Below are 16,816 nucleotides of genomic sequence, written 5' to 3' on the forward strand. Positions count from 1 at the left end.
CGGGGGACGCGCAGTCAAGGAACCCCCCGACATGTCAGCACGCTGGACTACCGCAGTACTCGACCCGCAGATTACCGGGGGGCTGGCCGTGGCCCGCAGCCCGGAAGGGTTTTTGCTGGACGACAACGGCGCGCTGTTCCCCCGTGAATGGCTCAAGCGCCAGGACCTTGACGTGCTGTGCGAGCACGGTATCGGCCACTTCGACGGCCAGCCGCTGTTCCTGCTGGAACTGCGCAGTGCCACCCAGGTACCGGGCTGCAGCTGGCGCGGCCTGCGCGCGTTCATGCTGGAAGGCGACTTCGACATCTACAAAGTGCTGGGCTATGCCGCACAGATCGGCACCTGGGCCCGCGAGCACCGCTTCTGCGGCAGCTGTGGCCAGGCGATGACGCAAATCCGTTGGGAGCGGGCGATGTCCTGCAAGCCCTGTGACCTGCGCAGCTACCCGCGCATCTCGCCGAGCATGATCGTACTGGTCACCCGTGGCGACCAGATTCTGCTGGCGCGTTCGCCGCGTTTCGTCACCGGGGTATACAGCACCCTGGCCGGCTTTGCCGAACCGGGCGAGTCGGCCGAGGACTGCCTGGTGCGTGAAGTGCGGGAAGAAGTGGCGGTGGAGGTGCAGAACATCCAGTACGTCGGCAGCCAATGCTGGCCGTTCCCGCACTCGATGATGCTGGGTTTCCATGCCGAGTACGCGGGCGGCGACATTGTCATGCAGCCGGACGAAATCGAGGACGCCCAGTGGTTCAGCGTCCACGACCTGCCGCCGTTGCCGGCCGGGCGCTCGATTGCCCGATACCTCATTGACCTCTATGTCGCTCGCCGCTTAGGCCTGCCCGAACCAGTGCTGCCACGCTAGGCGCACGGTCAGCCCCAGCACCACGGTGATGAACACCGGGCGGATGAACTTGCTGCCGCCGCTGATCGCCGTGCGTGCGCCGAAGAAGGCGCCGACCATCACCGACAGGCCCATGCACAGGCCAACCACGTAATCGACTTGCCCGGAAATGATGAACACCGTCAGCGCCGCGATGTTGCTGACGAAGTTCATGCTGCGTGCCACACCGCTGGCCCGCACCAGATCGATGGGGTACAGCAGCAAGGTGCTGACCGTCCAGAACGCCCCGGTACCCGGACCGGCCACGCCGTCGTAGAAGCCCAGGGTGAAGCCCTGCGGCATTTGCCACTTTTTCTTGATGGGTGCATCGGCATCCAGCGGTGCCTTGGGCGTGCCGCCAAACAGCAGGTAGATGCCACAGGCGAAGACGATCACCGGTAGCATCTTGTTCAGCCATTCGGCTGGCATGTAGTGGGCTACTACAGCGCCGATCAGTGCGCCGACCAGGGTGGCGAACAGCGCCGGGCGCCATTGCGCCGGGTGGAAGAGTTTGCGTTTGTAGTAGGTGAAACCGGCAGTGGCCGAGCCGAAGGTGGAACTTAGCTTGTTGGTGCCCAGTACCAGGTGCGGCGGCATGCCGGCGGTGAGCAGCGCCGGGGTGGTGAGCAGGCCGCCGCCACCGGCGATGGCATCGATGAAACCGGCGACGAAGGCGACCAGGGCCAGGATCAGGAGGGTTAGGGGTTCTACGGTGAGTTCGAAGGGCATGGGAGGCTTTCAAGCTGAAGGGCAGGCTGCGGCAAATGACCGCGAGGAGTGGTGCAATGATAATACGGAGTGCCTGAGCTTGTAAGTCGTCGATGTCTGCAGTCGATCCAAGACCAGCCTCACACCGCCATACTCGTTGTAGAACCAGTTGAAATATTAAGACTGATTTCTAATCTCAATGGCTGCTAATTGGGCGGAATGCAAATCTCTTTCAAATTCTTCAAGTCTAGCTAATATTTTTCAATTCTTCTCTGTTTGTCGTGGTACTTCAATGCATCTTCTGAATCCATGGAAGCTGCCAAGGGGAAGTCGCCACTGTCCGATGTAGGCCGTCTGCTTGCTCTCTCGTAGAGCGCTGTCTGGACGTCGATGCCGTAATCCCCGCGCTGGAGTTCCTCAATGTGCGTTGCTTCATATGCTCTACTGGACTTTTCAAGTTTATAAATTCTGTAGATTGCTTTGTAATGTTTTTTGCGAGCGCTGTCGGCCTCCAGGATATCCCCGTATTGCTTCTTCAAGTTAGGGTCTTCATTGAGGGCCCTTGTGGCCTTGGTGCGATAGTAGGCCTTGGTTCTAAATATCGGGACATGCCCTGAGGGGTCGTAAGAGTTTATCGGGTCGCCTATGCAATAGGCGTATGCATTACGTATGTTTTCGCCAAATGGGCTGAAAGCTGTCAGGGGACAAGAAGCGTGCCAGCGCCGGGCTGAATATTCGGTATCCATTGCCAAGGGGATAGCCGTTTATTAGAGCGTCCAGGCGCTGGCCTGCAAAGCCAAGCGTGCAGGCCGAAGTGAGTGCCGAATTGTGGTATCCGTAGGACGTGTAAGCGAATCTGTTTGTGGTCCGCGACATGATCAGCCTGTAGTCTCGAGCAGTGGGCGTATCCTCAAGCAGACTCCGCTAACCCACAACTGGCAGAACTGCCAGGAGCAGCGCGGCCGGTCGCTGGCAAACCAAGGCTCCAAGCAACCGGCTCAAATAATGCTCAGTTTCTGATAAACGCCAGCAAATCCGCATTGATCACATCAGCATGAGTAGTCGGCATGCCGTGCGGGTAGCCCTTGTAGGTTTTCAACGTGCCATTGGGCAACAGTTTTGCCGACAGCGGTCCGGAATTTTCATAGGGCACGATCTGGTCATCGTCGCCATGCATGACCAGTACGGGCTGCTGGATGCCCTTCAGGTCCTCGGTGAAGTCGGTCTGGGAAAACGCCACGATGCCATCGTAATGGGCCTTGGCGCTGCCGATCATGCCCTGGCGCCACCAGTTGCCGATGATGCCGTCGCTGGCTTCGACACCGGGGCGGTTATAGCCGTAGAACGGCCCGGCCGGCACATCCCGGTAAAACTGCGCACGGTTGCTTGCTACCTGCTCCTGGAATCCGTCGAACACCGACTTGGGCAGGCCGCCGGGGTTGCCGGGTGTTTGCACCATCAGCGGGGGGACGGCGGCAATCAGTACCGCCTTAGCCACCTTGTCGCCAGGATGGCGGGCCATGTAGCGCACCACTTCGCCGCCACCGGTCGAGTGGCCGACATGCACGGCGCCCTGGATGCCCAACTCCTCGACCACGGCCGCCACGTCGTCGGCGTAGTGGTCCATGTCGTGCCCGTCCCATACCTGGCTAGAGCGGCCATGGCCACGGCGGTCGTGTGCGACTACGCGGTAACCCTTGGCGAGGAAGAACAGCATCTGCGCGTCCCAGTCGTCGGCGCTCAGCGGCCAGCCGTGGTGGAAGTGGATGACCGGCGCGTCGCGCGGGCCCCAGTCCTTGTAGAAGATCTGTACGGCGTCCTTCGTGGTTACATAGCTCATGGTCGTATCTCCTGGATGCAGGGAGCGAAGGGAGCTATTGAGAATAGGAGGGATTTTGCTGGGTATCGGGGAGTTGTCGATCAGACGCGGTCGCGCATCCGGTACCAGGCTTTGGCGGCGGCTTCCAGCGGAGCCGCCAGCAGGTCGCCGCCGGGGAAGCGGCCATTGTCGATGCCTTGGTACAGCCTCAGCAGGTCGTCGTCACCCAGAATGGCATCGCTGACCGCGCGCGCCGCGGCCAGGGTAGGCAGTACGCCGTGGCCGGAGAAGCCCTGCAACCAGTAGCGCTGGCCCGCGCAGCCGACATCTGGCGTGCGCTGGATGCTGCAATCGATATGGCCGCCCCAGGCATAGTCGATGGCCACCCCGGCCAGTTGCGGGAACACCCGCTCAAGGTAAGGGCGGGTGGCGTTGGCGACATCCTTCGGAATGCCGCCCAGGTAGGTGCAGCCACCCCCAAACAGCAAGCGATTGTCCGGGGTGAGGCGGAAGTAATCGGGCACGAACTGGTTGTCGATCACGCAGCTGTTGCGCGGCAGAAGCGAGCGGGCGAAGTCGGGGTTCAGTGGTGCGGTGGCCACCTGGTATGAACCGACCGGCAACAGCCGGCGAGACAAGCTGCGGTCCAGGCGGTCGATGTAGGCGTTGCAGGCCAGCACCAATACCTGGCTGCGTACGTCGCCGTGATCGGTGCGGGCAACATAGCCGTCGCCGGCCTGCTGGTAGCTGAGCACCTGGCTCTGTTCGTAGATGCGCCCGCCAGCGGCTTCAAGGGTGCCGGCCAGCCCTTGGGCCAGTTTCAGCGGATTAAGGTGCGCGCCTTTCGCGTCGTATAGCGCCGCCTGATAGCGCGGGCTGTCGATCCATTGCGGCAGCTCGTCGCGGCCGATCAGGCGCAGGGCGTCGTAACCCCATTTGCGTTCAGCATCGTGCAGGGCTTCTTCAAGCAGTTTCACCCGCCGCGGCAGCACGGCGGTCCACAGGCTGCCCAGCCGGTAATCGATATCGAAACCATGCCTCCCGGGCAGCTCGCGCAGCTCCTCGGCGGCCCAGCACATGCTCGCCCACAGGCGCTGGGTTCGTTCGAGGCCCAGGGCCTTCTCCAGCGGGGGCATGTCGCACGACCAACCCAGCAGGGCCTGGCCACCGTTGCGGCCGGACGCGGCCCAGGCCACGCGGCTGGCCTCGAGCAGTGTCACGCGCTTGCCGGCCTGGGTCAGGCGCAAGGCCATGTGCAGCCCGCTGAAGCCAGCGCCGATGATCAGCACGTCGGTGTCGTGGGTGCCTTGCAGGGTGGGGCGCAGGGGGATGCTGGCGGGGTAGGTCTGGGCGTAGTAGCTGGCTATATGCTGGGCAGACTGCTTGAACATGCAATGGCCTCATGAAAATTATTGTGGTTATTTTCATGAAAACTTAGCAGGTAAATTTCATGATGCCAATGGGGTGGGCAAGGTTTGTGGTTTGCCTGGATGTTATGTAATGCCTGATCTGGCCCTATCGCCGGGAAGCCAGCTCCCACAAGATCGCCACAGTTCTCGAATTATGTGCAGGGCCTGTGGGAGCTGGCTTGCCGGCGAGAGGGGGCGACAGTGCAACCGCCTCAGGTTGCCGCCTTTTTCCGAGGTTGACGCGGCTTGCTCGCAGTCTTCGCGCCTGTCGTCTTACCTTTCCCGCCGCTACGGCGCTTTTTTTTCCACGGCGGCGCAGCCCCCGCCGCCGGCCCGCTGATGATCATGCGCATGCCGCTGCAGCGCTCCACCAGTTTGCCCATCCACGCCGACTGCCGGGCTACGAACTCTTCCAGGCTCATCTCGCCGCTCTGCACCATGTCCAGCGCCTGCTCCCAAACTGCGGTGGTGCCCGGGTCGGCAATGGCGCGGGGTACGGCATCGATCAGGCTGAAGGCTGCGGGTGTGGCCGCCAGTGCCTTGCCGTTCTTGACCAGGTAACCGCGGTCGAGCAGGCCCTGGATGATGCTGGCACGGGTGGCCTCGGTGCCGATGCCGGTAGTTTCCTTGAGCTTCTGCTTCAGCCGTGGATCGTCCACCAACTTGGCCACGTTCTTCATGGCCTTGATCAGGTCACCTTCGGTAAACGGCTTGGGTGGCTGGGTCCACAGGTCCTTCAGTTGCAGGCCCTGCACGCTGCAGTCCTGGCCTTCGCGCAGCGTTGGCAGCACCTGCGCAGGCGGTGCTTCGCGGCCCTTGGCCGGGGTCAGCGCTTCAGGCAGCGCACGGCGCCAGCCCGGTTCGACGATCTGCTTGCCCACCGCGCGCAGGGCATGGCCGGCGCAGTCGAAGTCGGCCTGGGTGCGGTCGTACTCATGGTTGGGCAGGAACTGCGCCAGGTAGCGGGCGCGTATCAGGGTGTACACCGCCTTGTGCTTGGCCGGCAGGCGCGACGGGTCGCTGGCGGCGGCGGTGGGGATGATGCCGTGGTGGGCGCTGACCTTGGCGTCGTTCCACGCCCGCGAACGGCGCTGCGGCTCCAGGTGGGGCTGTAGTGGTGCCAGGCTGGCATCGGCCCGTTGCAGCGCGGCAAGAATGGCCGGTGCTTCGGCGTGCTGGCTCTGGGGCAGGTAGCCGCAGTCGCTGCGCGGGTAGGTGATCAGTTTGTGGGTTTCGTACAGGGCCTGGGCGATGTCGAGGGTTTCCTGGGCGCCAAGGCCGAACTTTTTCGAGCACAGCTCCTGCAGGGTGCCCAGGTCGAAGGGCAGCGGTGCGGCTTCGCGCACGCGCTCGGTGGCCACTTTTACCGCCCGGGCCGTGCCGGCATTGCCGATGTCTGCAGCGGCCTGTTGTGCCAGACCCTGCTTCAGGCAGCGGCCCTGATCGTCGCAAGCATCCTCAGGAGCACGCCATTGGGCGTTGAACCGCTGGCCAGCGTGTTCGAGTTGAACATCGATGGCCCAGAACGGCACCGGCACGAAATCGGCGATGCTGCGGTCGCGGTCGACCACCAGGCGCAAGGTGGGTGTTTGCACCCGGCCCACCGGCAGTACGCCCTGGTAGCCGGATTGCCGGCCCAGCAAGGTGAACAGGCGGCTCATGTTCATGCCGATCAGCCAGTCGGCCCGCGAGCGGCCCAGCGCCGAATGGTACAGGTTGAAGGTTTCGTGACCTGGCAGCAGGCGGGCCAGGGCCTTGCGGATGGACGCGTCGTCCAGTGCCGACAGCCACAGGCGTTGCACCGGGCCACGGTAGCGGCAATGCTCGACCAGCTCGCGGGCGATCATCTCGCCTTCGCGGTCGGCGTCGGTGGCAATCACCAGCTCCCGTGCTTCGCCGAGCAGGCGCTTGACCGCCTTGAACTGGCTGGCGGTCTTGGGCTTGACCAGCATCTTCCACGTGTCCGGGATGATGGGCAGGTCGGCCAGGTTCCAGCGCTTGTAGCGTTCGTCGTAGCTGTCGGGCGGGGCGGTTTCCAGCAGGTGGCCGATGCACCAGGTGACGCAGACGTCGGTACCTTGCCAACAGCCGTCGCCCTTGCGGGTGGCGCCGAGCACTTTGGCGATGTCTTTTGCCTGGGAGGGTTTTTCGCAGAGGAACAGGCGCATGGCCGGGAACGCTTCATCGGGGGTGATGGGCACTAGGATGCGCAAGCGGGGGCGCGGAGGCAAGTTTTATCTGGATGGATGTACAGGTTTTGTCAGCAGGAATGTCTGTCGCGTGTGCCGGCCCTTTCGCGGGTGAACCCGCTCCCACAGGGACCGCACAGCATTTGGGGGCTGTGGGGTACCTGTGGGAGCGGGTTTACCCGCGAAGAGGCCAGTACAGGTTATGGATCAGGCGCGTGAGTCGCGCACCATGTCCACATGCGGGATGCCGGCTTCGAGGAATTCCTCGCTGACCACGCGAAAGCCCAGGCGCTCGTAGAACGGCGTGGCGTGCACCTGTGCACTAAGCGTCTGCTGCTTCAGGTCGCGGTTCTGCGCTTCGGCGATTACCGCGTTCATCAGTGCATCACCCACCTTCAGCCCGCGCCAGTCCTTCAGCACTGAAATGCGGCCGATGGTGCCGTCCGCCAGCAGGCGGGCAGTACCGATCGGGTAGTCGCCTTCCAGGGCCAGGAAGTGCAGTGCGTCGTTGTCTTCCGAGTCGAACTCCAGCTCTGGCGGGATGTGCTGTTCGGCGACGAACACCGCTTCACGAATGCGACGGATATCGGCATTGTCCTTGTGCCAATCGGCAAGGCGCACATGAATCTTATTCATCGGCGAATCCCAGGCTTCCTTGTTTGACCAGTTGCTGTACCAGCATAAGGCCATCTTCGTCTTCCAGCCACTCTGCCAGGTTTTCGATGTGCAGCGCATCGGCCGCGCACACCAGCTTCAGCAGCTCGCGCAGTTTACCTGGCAGCGGGCAGCTGCGGCCGCTGGCGAACAGCATCAGATCGTCGTTGAGCTCGGACCAGGCCATGCGCGCGCTTGGGTTGCGGATCAGGATGGCGCCATCCTCGAGGGCTTTGACCAGCTCTTCTTCGCTCAGCTCTTCGCCTGCAACCTGCTCCGGGTAACGCGGCTCGGTCATGAACTGGCCGAACCAGGTCAGCAGCAGGTCCTTGTCGCCCATGTGCTTGTCGAGCAGCGCCTTCAGACGGTCGAGGGCGTCGTGCTGGATCTGGTGCGGGTCGGCGACCGGCTGGGCGTCGGCGTCGCTGTAGCGCTCTTCGTCAGGCAGGAACTGGCCGAGGAAGTCGGTGAAGTGGGTCAGCACTTCGGCGGCGCTTGGGGCACGGAAGCCGACCGAGTAGGTCAGGCAGTCGTCCACGGCCACGCCGTAGTGGGCCAGGCGCGGTGGCAGGTACAGCATGTCACCGGGCTCCAGGGTCCACTCGTCGCTCTGTTCGAAGTCGGCGAGGATACGCAGGTCGGCGTGTTCCAGCAGCGGGCTGTCGCTGCTGCACATCTGGCCGATCTTCCAGTTGCGCTGGCCGTGGCCCTGCAGCAGGAACACGTCGTAGTTGTCGAAGTGCGGGCCGACGCTGCCGCCAGGGGTGGCGAAGCTGATCATTACATCGTCGATGCGCCAGCTGGGCAGGAAGCGGAAGTTTTCCAGCAGCTCGGCGACTTCCGGGACGAACTGGTCGACGGCCTGCACCAGCAGGGTCCAGTCCTTTTCCGGCAGCTCGGCGAAGGTTTCTTCGCTGAACGGGCCGCGGCGCAGCTCCCACGGGTGTGCGCCATGTTCGAGCACGATGCGCGACTCGACTTCTTCTTCCAGGGCCAGGCCGGCCAGTTCGTCGGGGTCGATCGGGCTGATGAAGTCCGGGAAGGCCTGGCGCACCAGCAGCGGCTTCTTCTGCCAGTAGTCGCGCATGAATTCGCGGGCCGAGATGCCGCCGAGCAGCTGCAGTGGAGTATCAGGATTCATGTTCAACCTATTGAAAAAAAGTAATTTTCGTCCGGGAATAAAAACGCCCGGCCAGGCCGGGCGTTGCACGCGACGGTCGGCTTAGATGCGCTTGGCCTGGGCTGCCGCGTTACCGATGTAGGTAGCGGGGGTCAGCTGCTTGAGCTCGGCCTTGGCTTCGGCTGGCATGTCCAGGCCATCGATGAAGGTCAGCAGCGCTTCAGGGGTGATGCCCTTGCCACGGGTCAGCTCCTTGAGCTTCTCGTAGGGGTTCTCGATGTTGAAGCGGCGCATTACGGTCTGGATCGGCTCGGCCAGCACTTCCCAGCAGGCGTCCAGGTCAGCAGCGATGCGGGCGTGGTTGACTTCCAGCTTGCCGATGCCTTTCAGGCTGGCTTCATAGGCGATGATGCTGTGGGCAAAGCCCACGCCCAGGTTGCGCAGCACGGTGGAGTCGGTGAGGTCGCGCTGCCAGCGCGAGATTGGCAGCTTGCTGGCCAGGTGCTGGAACAGCGCGTTGGCGATACCCAGGTTGCCTTCGGAGTTTTCGAAGTCGATCGGGTTGACCTTGTGCGGCATGGTCGACGAGCCGATTTCGCCCGCGACGGTCTTCTGCTTGAAGTAGCCCAGCGAGATGTAGCCCCACACGTCACGGTCGAAATCGATCAGGATGGTGTTGAAGCGGGCGATGGCGTCGAACAGCTCGGCGATGTAGTCGTGCGGCTCGATCTGGGTGGTGTACGGGTTGAACTGCAGGCCCAGTTCGTCTTCGATGAAGGCGCGGGCGTTTTCTTCCCAGTCGATCTGCGAGTAGGCGGACAGGTGGGCGTTGTAGTTGCCCACGGCGCCATTGATCTTGCCCAGCAGCGGCACGGCGGCGGCCTGGGCGATCTGGCGCTCCAGGCGGTACACGACGTTGGCCAGCTCTTTACCCAGGGTGGTCGGCGAAGCCGGCTGGCCGTGGGTGCGCGACAGCATTGGCACATCGGCGTGGGCGTGGGCCAGGGCGCGGATGGCGTCGGCGATCTGGCGCATCAGCGGCAGCAGCACGTCGTCGCGGCCGGCGCGCAGCATCAGGGCGTGGGACAGGTTGTTGATGTCCTCGCTGGTGCAGGCAAAATGGATGAACTCGCTGACGTTGGCCAGCTCTGGCAGCTTGGCAGCCTGCTCCTTGAGCAGGTATTCGATTGCCTTGACGTCGTGGTTGGTGGTGCGCTCGATTTCCTTGACACGCTCGGCGTGTTCCAGCTTGAAATCGCTAGCCAGGCTGTCCAGCAGGGCGTTGGCTTCGGCGGAAAACGCCGGCACTTCGCCGATCTGCGGGTGGGCGGCCAGGCGCTGCAGCCAGCGCACTTCGACCAGGGCGCGGAAACGGATCAGGCCGAATTCGCTGAAAATGGGGCGCAAGGCCTGGGTTTTGCCGGCATAACGGCCGTCTACAGGGGAAACCGCAGTGAGCGAAGAAAGCTGCATGGGGTGTTCTCGGACAGTCAGGCTTTTGGAAGGGCGCATATCATACATGAAATTTGCGCCCGAGTCGGGTGGCTGACCAAAGGTCTGGCCATGGATCAGGTGCGGCTTTGTGCATTGCCTGTTCTGGCCTCATCGCCGGCAAGCCAGCTCCCACAGGTTACTGCGCAGGCCTTGAGCACAGTGCAAACCCTGTGGGAGCTGGCTTGCCGGCGATGAGGCCGGAACTGTCAACCCCCAGTCAGGAGGGGCTGCGCATCATGTCGTACAGTTCGTTGAGCAGCTTGCGCCGGCTGAACACCAGTTGCCAGCGATGGCCGCCCAGCTGGCGCCACAGGCGCGCGGCGCGGATACCGGCCAGCAGCAGGGCGCGGATTTTCGAGGCGTTGTTGGGCTGTTGCAGGAAACGCATGTCGCCATGCACCTGGATGCGCTGGCGCAAGGTGCTGAGGGTGTCCTGGTACAAGGCTCCGCTGGAAGCGATGACGTTTTCGTGAACCAGGCCAAAATGCTCGGCCTGGGACTGGATTTGCGGCAGGCGGTTGCCGATGGTGTCGAGCAGGTCGCCACGCTTGTTCAGCTGGCGCTCCAGGCCCAGCATCGACAGCGCATAGCGCAGTGGTTCGCGTTGCAGGCTGTTGGGGTCGCGCTCCAGGGCGCCGACCAGGGCGCGGTAGCCGTCGCGCAGGTTCAGGTCGTCACCGCCGAACACCTCCAGGGTGTCCTTGGGGTCACGCACCAGCAGGCTGCCCAGCATGCAGCCGATGTTGGCCTCGCTCGCCTGGCCGGTGCGGGCGATGCGGTCGACCAGCACGGCGGCCTGGAATACGCCACCCAACGCAATCAGCTGCTCCTGCAGGTTGCTCATGCGTGCGGGCTCCATGGTTCGGCAGTTTCGATGACGCCGCCGCCCAGGCACACCTCGCCATCGTAGAACACCACCGACTGGCCTGGGGTAACGGCGCGCTGCGGCTCGACGAACACGGCGCGGTAGCCGCTGGCGGTGCGCTCCAGCGTGCACTGCTGGTCGCTCTGGCGATAGCGCACCTTGGCCGTGAGCTGGCGCGGGCTGCCTAGGTCGATCGGGTTGACCCAGAAAATGTCCGAAGCGAGCAGGGCGCGGGAGAACAGCCAAGGGTGTTCGTTGCCCTGGCCGACCACCAGCACGTTGCGCTCCAGGTCCTTGTGCAGCACGTACCACGGCTCGTCGCCAGCGTCCTTCAGGCCACCGATGCCCAGGCCCTGACGCTGGCCGATGGTGTGGTACATCAAGCCATGGTGGCGACCGATCACTTCACCGTCGGTGGTCTGGATTTCACCCGGCTGCGCCGGCAGGTACTGCTTGAGGAAGTCGCTGAAGCGGCGTTCGCCAATGAAGCAGATGCCGGTGGAATCCTTCTTCTTGGCAGTGGCCAGGCCGTGTTTTTCGGCAATGGCGCGCACTTCGGGCTTTTCCAGCTCGCCGACCGGGAACAGCGTGCGGGCGATTTCCGTGCCACCGACGGCATGCAGGAAATAGCTCTGGTCCTTGTTCGGGTCCAGGCCCTTGAGCAGTTCGGTGAGGTCACCGGTGTCGCGGCGGCGTACGTAGTGGCCGGTGGCGATCAGGTCGGCACCCAGCGACAGGGCGTAGTCGAGAAACGCCTTGAACTTGATTTCGCGGTTGCAGAGGATGTCCGGGTTGGGCGTGCGGCCGGCCTTGTACTCTTCAAGGAAGTGCTCGAACACGTGGTCCCAGTACTCGGCGGCGAAGTTGGCGGTGTGCAGCTTGATGCCGATGCGGTCGCACACGGCCTGGGCGTCGGCCAGGTCTTCACGGGCGGTGCAGTATTCGGTGCCGTCGTCTTCTTCCCAGTTCTTCATGAACAGCCCTTCCACCTGGTAGCCCTGTTCCATGAGCAGAAGGGCGGAGACGGAAGAGTCCACGCCGCCGGACATGCCGACGATGACGCGGGTCTTGGCGGGGTCTTTGAGTGCTGGGCTGGTCATGGGTACCGGTGTGTATCAAAGGGGAAAAACGCCGATTCTATCAAACCCGCAGCGCGGCGTCAGTCGCGTAGCAGGTCCAGGCTGTGCAATGGGCCGTTGAGGTAGTCGTCGAGGCAGCGTGGTACCAGCTCGCTGCGCCAGCGGGCGGGGTCGGCCAGCAGTTCGTCACGGGTCAGCCACACGGCGCGGACGATGTCGCTGTCCAGGGCCAGGTCCTGGTGGTGGCGCACGGGGCGGGCGGCGAAGCAGATGCGCTGGTAGGTGACGCCATTGCTGGGGGCGGTGTAGAGGTAGATGCCGACCAGGCCGATGAGCTCGACTTCCCAGGCGGTTTCTTCGAGGGTTTCGCGCAGGGCGGCCTGGGGCAGGGTCTCAAAGGGCTCCAGGTGGCCGGCGGGTTGGTTGAAGACGTGTTGGCCCGCTTTGAATTCTTCGACGAAGAGGAACCTGCCTTCGTGTTCGACGATGGTGGCGACGGTGATGTGGGGTTGCCAGGTCATTGATAGCTCCGTAACGGCCTGATCGGACCCTGTGGGAGCGGGTTTCAGGTTGGCCGCTAGATATCATTTATCCAGAAAGCACAAACCCCGGTGCGTGGCCGGGGTTTGCGGGTTTACTTCAAGCGAACCTTACAGGGCAGCAATGGCGCTGTTCAGGGTCTGGCTTGGGCGCATCACCTTGGCGGTCAGCTCGGCATCCGGGGCGTAGTAGCCACCGATGTCGACCGGCTTGCCCTGGACAGCGTTGAGCTCGGCGACGATGGTCTCCTCGTTCTCGCTCAGGGTCTTGGCCAGTGGCGCGAAGCGTGCCTGCAGGGCAGCGTCGTCGCTCTGTGCAGCCAGGGCCTGGGCCCAGTACAGGGTCAGGTAGAAGTGGCTGCCGCGGTTGTCGATACCACCGACTTTGCGCGAAGGCGACTTGTTGGTGTCCAGGAACTTGCCGGTTGCCTGGTCCAGGGTGTCGGCCAGCACTTTGGCGCGCGGGTTGTCGTAGGTGTTGCCCAGGTGCTCCAGGGAAGCGGCCAGGGCCAGGAATTCACCCAGCGAGTCCCAGCGCAGGAAGTTCTCTTCCACCAGCTGCTGTACGTGCTTCGGTGCCGAACCGCCGGCGCCGGTTTCGAACAGGCCACCGCCGTTCATCAGCGGCACGATCGACAGCATCTTGGCGCTGGTGCCCAGTTCCATGATCGGGAACAGGTCGGTCAGGTAGTCGCGCAGCACGTTGCCGGTCACCGAGATGGTGTCCTTGCCTTCGCGGATGCGGGCCAGGGAGAACTTGATGGCTTCAACCGGAGGCAGTACGCGGATGTCCAGGCCAGCGGTGTCGTGATCCTTCAGGTACTTTTGTACCTTCTCGATCATCACGCCGTCGTGGGCGCGGGCCGGGTCCAGCCAGAACACCGCAGGGGTGCTGCTCAGGCGGGCGCGGTTGACGGCCAGCTTGACCCAGTCCTGGATCGGCGCGTCCTTGGTCTGGCACATGCGGAAGATGTCACCGGCTTCGACGTGCTGCTCCAGCACCACCTTGCCCTTGCCATCGACCACGCGCACGACGCCGTCGGCCTTGATCTGGAAGGTCTTGTCGTGGGAACCGTACTCTTCGGCCTTTTGCGCCATCAGGCCAACGTTCGGCACGCTGCCCATGGTGGTCGGGTCGAATGCGCCGTTGGCCTTGCAGTCTTCGATGGTGGCCTGGTAGATGCCGGCGTAGCAGCGGTCCGGGATCACGGCCTTGGCGTCTTGCAGTTCGCCGGCGGTGTTCCACATCTTGCCCGAGTCACGGATCATGGCCGGCATCGAGGCGTCGACGATAACGTCGCTTGGCACGTGCAGGTTGGTGATGCCCTTGTCGGAGTTGACCATGGCCAGCGCCGGGCGCTCGGCATACAGGGCCTGGATATCGGCTTCGATCTCGGCCTGCTGGGCGGCTGGCAGGTCCTTGATGCGGGCGTACAGGTCGCCGATGCCGTTGTTGGCGTTGAAGCCTACCTGGGCCAGCGCGGCGGCGTGCTTGGCCAGCACATCGTTATAGAATTCTTCGACGATGACGCCGAACATGATCGGGTCGGAGACCTTCATCATGGTGGCTTTCAGGTGCACCGACAGCAGTACGCCAGCGGCCTTGGCATCGGCGATCTGCTCGGCGATGAAGGCTTTCAGGGCCTTGCGGCTCATGGTGGCGCAGTCAATGATTTCGGCAGCCTTGACCGCGGTTTTTTCTTTCAGCACGGTGGTGCTGCCGTCTTTGCCGACCAGCTCGATGCGCAGGCTGTCGTCAGCGTCGATCAGCGCGGCTTTCTCGCTGCCGTAGAAGTCGCCCTGGGTCATGTGGGCAACGTGCGACTTGGAGTCGGCGGCCCAGGCGCCCATCTTGTGCGGGTGCTTGCGGGCGTAGTTCTTCACCGACAGCGGTGCGCGGCGGTCGGAGTTGCCTTCGCGCAGCACCGGGTTCACGGCCGAACCCTTGATGCGGTCGTAGCGGGCACGGGACTCTTTTTCGTCCGCAGTGGCCGGCTCGTCGGCGTAGTCGGGGATGTTGAAGCCCTTGCCCTGCAGCTCCTTGATCGCGGCCTTGAGCTGCGGTACCGAGGCGCTGATGTTGGGCAGCTTGATGATGTTGGCTTCAGGGGTGGTAGCCAGCTGACCCAGTTCCGCCAGGTGATCGCCTACTTGCTTCTCTGCGCCCAGTTGCTCCGGGAAGGCGGCGAGGATGCGGCCAGCCAGGGAGATGTCGCGAGTTTCGACGGCGATGTCAGCCGAGGCGGTGAAGGCTTCGACGATCGGCAGCAGCGAGTAGGTGGCGAGGGCGGGGGCTTCGTCGGTGAAGGTATAGATGATCTTGGAACGGGTGGGCATGCGGGTTAACTCTCTGTGTGCTGAGCTTGCTCGAGTCTCGTGCTGCGCAGGGTAGGCGCATCGCCCTGGCAACGCCATGAGCGGAAAGTCGAGAGGCTGCGAGCGGTGATGGTGGATGCATCAGTCGAGCGTCAAGTGCCGAGCTGCGGTAACAGCCCAGGCTGAGTGGCCAGGCTCGGTCTCCTTTCCTGGCCGAGGGCGGTCCGCATTTTCCTGGGATTCGCCCCGATGACCCTACGGTCGCGGCGGAGTATACCAAACCATTCGGGCTAATCAGCAAGGCCAAGTGATATCGGCCCATTTATAAGACCAAAGACGTAGCCGCAATGTGGCGGGTTGTCGCATGCCTTGCAGGTCGGCAGATGTGGTTTAGGCTGATTGGATTGCAGGATGTCCAATCACACCCGAAAGCGGAGTAGTGCAAGCATGGGATACCAGAAAATCAAGGTTCCGACCGACGGCACCAAGATCACCGTCAATGCAGACCATTCGCTCAATGTGCCTGACAACCCGATCATTCCTTATATCGAAGGCGACGGGATTGGCGTGGATGTTTCACCGGTGATGATCAAGGTGGTCGACGCCGCTGTGCAAAAGGCCTACGGCGGCAAGCGCAAGATCGCCTGGATGGAAGTGTACGCCGGCGAAAAAGCCACCCAGGTGTACGACCAGGACACCTGGCTGCCACAGGAAACCCTCGATGCCGTGCGCGATTACGTGGTGTCGATCAAGGGCCCGCTGACCACGCCGGTCGGCGGCGGCATCCGCTCGCTGAACGTGGCGCTGCGTCAGCAGCTCGACCTTTACGTGTGCCTGCGCCCGGTGCTGTGGTTCGAGGGCGTGCCCAGCCCGGTGAAAAAGCCAGGCGATGTCGACATGGTGATCTTCCGTGAGAACTCCGAGGACATCTACGCCGGCATCGAGTGGAAGGCGGGCTCGCCGGAGGCGAACAAGGTGATCAAGTTCCTCAAGGAGGAAATGGGCGTCACCAAGATCCGCTTCGACCAGGACTGCGGCATTGGCGTCAAACCGGTGTCCCTCGAGGGCACCAAGCGCCTGGTGCGCAAGGCCCTGCAATACGTGGTGGACAACGACCGCGAGTCGCTCACCCTGGTGCACAAGGGCAATATCATGAAGTTCACCGAAGGTGCCTTCAAGGACTGGGGGTACGAGGTGGCACGTGACGAGTTTGGTGCCGAACTGCTCGACGGCGGCCCCTGGATGAAGTTCAAGAACCCCAAAACCGGCCGCGAGGTCATCGTCAAGGACGCCATTGCCGACGCCATGCTGCAGCAGATTTTGCTGCGCCCGGCCGAGTACGACGTGATCGCTACCCTCAACCTCAACGGTGACTACCTGTCCGATGCCCTGGCGGCGGAAGTGGGCGGCATTGGCATTGCGCCGGGCGCCAACCTGTCCGACACCGTGGCCATGTTCGAAGCCACCCACGGCACCGCGCCCAAGTACGCCGGGCAGGACAAGGTCAACCCGGGTTCGGTGATCCTGTCGGCAGAGATGATGCTACGGCACATGGGCTGGACCGAAGCCGCCGACCTGATCATCAAGGGCACCAATGGCGCGATTGCGGCCAAGACCGTGACCTACGACTTCGAGCGGCTGATGGACGGCGCCACGCTGGTGGGCAGTTCGGGCTTTGGCGATGAAATGATCAAGCATATGTAAGGCAACACAAAACCGGCCGCTTCGATAAAGAAGCGGCCGG

General features: G+C 63.2%; 15 protein-coding genes. 2 read left to right on the plus strand and 13 right to left on the minus strand.

The window, feature by feature from the left end:
* Positions 1–31: 31 nt before the first annotated feature.
* Positions 32–862, plus strand: coding sequence for an NAD(+) diphosphatase (gene nudC / locus AC5O5I_RS08890; protein WP_494512369.1), 831 nt, complete (start codon positions 32–34; stop codon positions 860–862).
* Here the strand turns inward: nudC and AC5O5I_RS08895 are convergent.
* The 13 genes from AC5O5I_RS08895 to AC5O5I_RS08955 all read right to left on the minus strand — a co-directional run bounded on the left by AC5O5I_RS08895 (position 830) and on the right by AC5O5I_RS08955 (position 15,093).
* Positions 830–1,609 (minus strand): TSUP family transporter, encoded by a 780-nt coding sequence (locus tag AC5O5I_RS08895; RefSeq protein ID WP_172286346.1) that lies wholly within the window; start codon positions 1,607–1,609, stop codon positions 830–832. The two genes, nudC and AC5O5I_RS08895, sit on opposite strands and share 33 nt — an antisense overlap.
* Positions 1,610–1,839: 230 nt before the next feature.
* On the minus strand, positions 1,840–2,340 hold the full coding sequence (locus tag AC5O5I_RS08900) for an RHS repeat-associated core domain-containing protein (RefSeq protein WP_256676320.1): 501 nt from the start codon (positions 2,338–2,340) through the stop codon (positions 1,840–1,842).
* The gene (locus tag AC5O5I_RS08905) at positions 2,252–2,464 is read right to left on the minus strand and encodes an RHS repeat-associated core domain-containing protein (RefSeq protein WP_256676319.1); all 213 of its coding nucleotides are present in this window, start codon (positions 2,462–2,464) and stop codon (positions 2,252–2,254) included. The genes AC5O5I_RS08900 and AC5O5I_RS08905 overlap by 89 nt, the downstream gene beginning before the upstream one ends.
* Before the next feature lie 133 nt (positions 2,465–2,597).
* Positions 2,598–3,428, minus strand: coding sequence for an alpha/beta fold hydrolase (locus tag AC5O5I_RS08910; RefSeq protein WP_172286345.1), 831 nt, complete (start codon positions 3,426–3,428; stop codon positions 2,598–2,600).
* An 80-nt stretch (positions 3,429–3,508) separates the two neighbouring features.
* Entirely contained in the window at positions 3,509–4,798 is a 1,290-nt protein-coding gene (locus tag AC5O5I_RS08915) for an NAD(P)/FAD-dependent oxidoreductase (RefSeq protein WP_494512370.1), read from the minus strand.
* Positions 4,799–5,028: 230 nt separating this feature from the next.
* Positions 5,029–6,984 carry a DNA topoisomerase III gene (locus AC5O5I_RS08920; protein WP_172286351.1) on the minus strand — a complete coding sequence of 652 codons (1,956 nt, stop codon included), beginning with the start codon at positions 6,982–6,984 and terminating at the stop codon, positions 5,029–5,031.
* A 228-nt stretch (positions 6,985–7,212) separates the two neighbouring features.
* Positions 7,213–7,641, minus strand: a complete 429-nt coding sequence (locus AC5O5I_RS08925; protein WP_494512371.1) for a GNAT family N-acetyltransferase — start codon at positions 7,639–7,641, stop codon at positions 7,213–7,215.
* Positions 7,634–8,800 (minus strand): ribosomal protein uL16 3-hydroxylase, encoded by a 1,167-nt coding sequence (locus AC5O5I_RS08930; RefSeq protein WP_494512372.1) that lies wholly within the window; start codon positions 8,798–8,800, stop codon positions 7,634–7,636. The genes AC5O5I_RS08925 and AC5O5I_RS08930 overlap by 8 nt, the downstream gene beginning before the upstream one ends.
* 81 nt (positions 8,801–8,881) lie before the next feature.
* Positions 8,882–10,252: an adenylosuccinate lyase gene (gene purB, locus AC5O5I_RS08935; protein ID WP_172223333.1), complete on the minus strand. Its 1,371-nt coding sequence runs from the start codon at positions 10,250–10,252 to the stop codon at positions 8,882–8,884.
* Positions 10,253–10,490: 238 nt separating this feature from the next.
* Positions 10,491–11,117 (minus strand): high frequency lysogenization protein HflD, encoded by a 627-nt coding sequence (gene hflD / locus AC5O5I_RS08940; protein ID WP_172223330.1) that lies wholly within the window; start codon positions 11,115–11,117, stop codon positions 10,491–10,493.
* On the minus strand, positions 11,114–12,238 hold the full coding sequence (mnmA, locus tag AC5O5I_RS08945; RefSeq protein ID WP_172223327.1) for a tRNA 2-thiouridine(34) synthase MnmA: 1,125 nt from the start codon (positions 12,236–12,238) through the stop codon (positions 11,114–11,116). The genes hflD and mnmA overlap by 4 nt, the downstream gene beginning before the upstream one ends.
* A gap of 59 nt (positions 12,239–12,297) precedes the next feature.
* Positions 12,298–12,738: an NUDIX hydrolase gene (locus tag AC5O5I_RS08950; RefSeq protein WP_172223323.1), complete on the minus strand. Its 441-nt coding sequence runs from the start codon at positions 12,736–12,738 to the stop codon at positions 12,298–12,300.
* A gap of 129 nt (positions 12,739–12,867) precedes the next feature.
* Positions 12,868–15,093 (minus strand): NADP-dependent isocitrate dehydrogenase, encoded by a 2,226-nt coding sequence (locus AC5O5I_RS08955; protein ID WP_172223320.1) that lies wholly within the window; start codon positions 15,091–15,093, stop codon positions 12,868–12,870.
* Positions 15,094–15,519: 426 nt separating this feature from the next.
* Here AC5O5I_RS08955 and icd point away from each other — a divergent pair, with 426 nt between their 5' ends.
* Entirely contained in the window at positions 15,520–16,776 is a 1,257-nt protein-coding gene (icd, locus tag AC5O5I_RS08960) for an NADP-dependent isocitrate dehydrogenase (protein WP_172223315.1), read from the plus strand.
* Positions 16,777–16,816 lie beyond the last annotated feature (40 nt).

The organism is Pseudomonas sp. 9_2_1 (assembly GCF_059295275.1).